Here is a 2,957-nt window from a genome sequence, read left to right on the forward strand (position 1 = left end):
CGGCGACGCGCGCGCTCAGCGGCAGGTCGACGGCGCCACTCGTTCGCAGCAGCCCGTCGCCCGGCGTACGGGCGGTGAGGAGGGCGGCGGCCTTGCGCAGGGCGGTGACGCGGCGGTCGGTCCAGCCCGCGGCGCCGGTGAGAGAACGGCCGCTCAACGCCTGCACCGCCGCGGCGGTCGAGGCCAGATCACCGGTCGCACAGCCCGCGGCGGCGAGGTTCAGCGGGAACGACCCATCGGAGCACTGGCTGTTCAGCAGGACGTTCAGTGGCATGGTGTCGCCGGGGACGCCGCTCGCGGTGAGCGCGAGGACCACCCACGCCTGCTTGGTGACCAGGTTGTCCGAGTCGACGTGCGCGCCGCGGTCGACGAAGTGGCCTGCCGGGGTCTTGAGCGCCAGCAGGCCCTCGCGCAGCCGGCCGGCGATCGTCGCGATGTCACCGGGGGCGCTCGGTGAGGTCTGCAGGAACCGGGCGATGATCTCGAGCTTGGCCAGCGGCTCGGCGTACGCGGCGCTCTTCTCGTACGCCGCGTCGTAGGCGTACTCCCGGATCGACTGCGGCTCGAGCATGAACAGCGACGCCTTGGCCGCCGCGGCCGGCTGCCGGCCGAGGGCGTGCAACGCCAGGATGAGGTCCACCGTCGCGTCGTAGTCGACGTAGGTCTGGCCGCCCTCGGTGACCTCGACGTGGTCGCCGTTCACCAGCCTGCCCGCCAGGTAGGCGCCGAGCCGCTCGGCCGGACTCGGCCCGGTCGTCTGTGCCTGGGGCGTCGTCGTGGGCGTCGGGGTGGCGGACGAGGTGGGCCGCGGCGAAGTCGTGCTGCCGCGCGGCCTGGGCTTCGGCCGCGGTTCGGGCGCCGCCTGGTTCCCGGAGCCGCGCGGCTTCGGCTTGGGCCGGCTCGTCCTGGTCGGGTTCGGCGTCGGGGTGGGCGAGGTGGTGGAGCCCCCGCCCGGGGCGGGCAGGGACTTTCCCTGGGTCAGGTCGTAGAAGCCGATCCGGGCGAGGCCCAGGGCGGCCTGCGCGCCGGCCCGGACCCAGGTGTCCATTCCGGTGATGCCGGTCGACTTGGCGCTCTGGTAGTCCTCCGGGGTGTAGGCGATCGCGCCGATCTGGTCGGAGAGCGGGTCTCCGCCGTCCGCGCCGGCCGTCACCTGCGCGGACGACAGATACGCGACGCCGCGCCGCACGGCGTCATCGGCGCCGCCCGCATCCGTCAGCGCCTGCACGATGAGCCCGGTGCTGTTGGTGTTGGGCGCCTCGGTGCTGACGCCGCCGCCCCAGCCGCCGCCGGGGTCCTGGACCGACTTCAGCCAGTTCACCGCCTTGCCGATCGGGCCGTCGAGCCCGGTCGCGCCGGCCCGCCGCGCCGCCAGCAGGGCCGACAGGGACATGGCGGTGGCGTCCCCGTCCGGCGCGGACTGGTCGTAGGCCTTTCCCTCGTCGCAGGTCGAGAGCTTCTGCCCGTCGGGAGTGACCTCGTCGCCGGTCTCGGTGGTGGGGATGTAGCCGAAGAAGATCCGGAAGTAGCCCTCCGAGCACTGCTGTGTGAGGAGCCGGTCGAGGGCCGGCTGGTTGTTCCGGCCGACGCCCGCCAGGCCGATGACGGCGAGGGCCTGCCCGAACATGTTCGAGTTGTTATAGACCAGGTCCGCCAGGGCGGGGTCTTTCGAGTAGTCGCTGGCGCGGCCCTTGTCCGGGCCGGACGTCATGATCGTGCCCTCGGTCTCGGCGACCATGTCGTGGCCGCCGAAGTCGCGGGGGTTCCGGCCGGCGACCTCGGCGGCGACCAGCACCTTGGCCGTGGCCCCGGCGACGATCACCTTGTCGTAGCCCATGCCGGGCGCGAGGCCGTCCCAGGTGTAATAGTCGGTGGCGTGCTTGTCGTCGTCGAAGTACCTGACGATCGGGTCGGCGAGTTCGCCCTCACCGGCGGCGTGCATCGCGAACAGGGTGTCGATCATCAGCCCGTGGTCCGGCAGCGCTCCGCCGTTCGGGTTCTGCAACGTCCCGTCGGACGCCAGCCGATGCGACAGCCACGTGGCGTTGCTTCGGGCGCCGTCCTCACCGGTGTCCGATCTGGCGGCGATCGAGCCGAACATGACCGTCGCCGCGACGATGCCGGCTACAGCGGACAGCACCGTGACAGTCGACCGTCGATGTCTGCGAAGGGTGCGGTCCACGCCTCGTCCTTTGCATGCGAGACGAGGGACGATGCGCACCGGGCGGCCGACCACCCCTGCAACTCGCGACAGTGGGTCTGACATTCGTCGATGTGGGACGACCCGACTTGTCACCTTTCGGTGACCCACGGTTGCGCGACAGTGCCGGACTTCGACCGGCTTCCTCACCACAGACGAACCTATTTAGTTTTGAACAAACGGCCCGAACGATAACACGGCGCATCAGATCCGACCAAGCGGACATGAACGTCGTCTTGCAATCCCACCCCGCCGATACAGGCTTTACCGTTCGCCCCTGTCCAGTACCGGTCAGTTCACGATGCCGAGGAACGACGGACGTTTTCCCCGCGCCGGTGAATTCCCCTGACCACAAACGATGTCGTGAATTGACCTTTAATCGCGATATTTCGTGCCCTGGCCGGCCTCGACGGAGGCGAGCAGCTTGCCGAGCAGGGACGCGAGCAGGTGCCGCTCGTCGCCGTCGAGCGCCTCGAGGATGGCCGCCTCGTTCGCCATGTGCACGCGGATGAGCCTGTCGGCGAGGTCACGGCCCGCCGCGGTCAGAGCCACAACGCGTCCACGAGCGTCTTCCGGGTCGCGGGTCCGCGTCACCAGTCCCGCGGCGGCGAGCCGGTCGATCCGTTTGGTCACCCCGCCGGGCGTGACCAGCGTCGCCCGGGCGAGGTCGCCGTTCGACAGCGCGTGGGGCGGCGCGGATCGGCGCAGCGCGGCGAGCACGTCGAACTCGCCCGGCGCCAGCCTCGCGGCGGCGAAC

General features: G+C 71.0%; 2 protein-coding genes and 1 riboswitch. Both genes read right to left on the minus strand.

Annotated elements, in window-relative coordinates:
• Nucleotides 1-2,140, minus strand: a 2,140-nt coding sequence (locus tag ACFFNX_RS46635) for a hypothetical protein (protein ID WP_378212799.1), incomplete at its 3' end; no start/stop codon positions are given.
• Between the two features lie 88 nt (nucleotides 2,141-2,228).
• A riboswitch (adenosylcobalamin (AdoCbl) riboswitch) is annotated at nucleotides 2,229-2,373 on the minus strand.
• Between the two features lie 202 nt (nucleotides 2,374-2,575).
• Nucleotides 2,576-2,957: MarR family winged helix-turn-helix transcriptional regulator (locus ACFFNX_RS46640; RefSeq protein WP_378212800.1), on the minus strand; the 382-nt coding region annotated here is incomplete at its 5' end.

This window comes from Actinoallomurus acaciae, from assembly GCF_042429965.1.
GTDB lineage: Bacteria > Actinomycetota > Actinomycetes > Streptosporangiales > Streptosporangiaceae > Actinoallomurus > Actinoallomurus acaciae.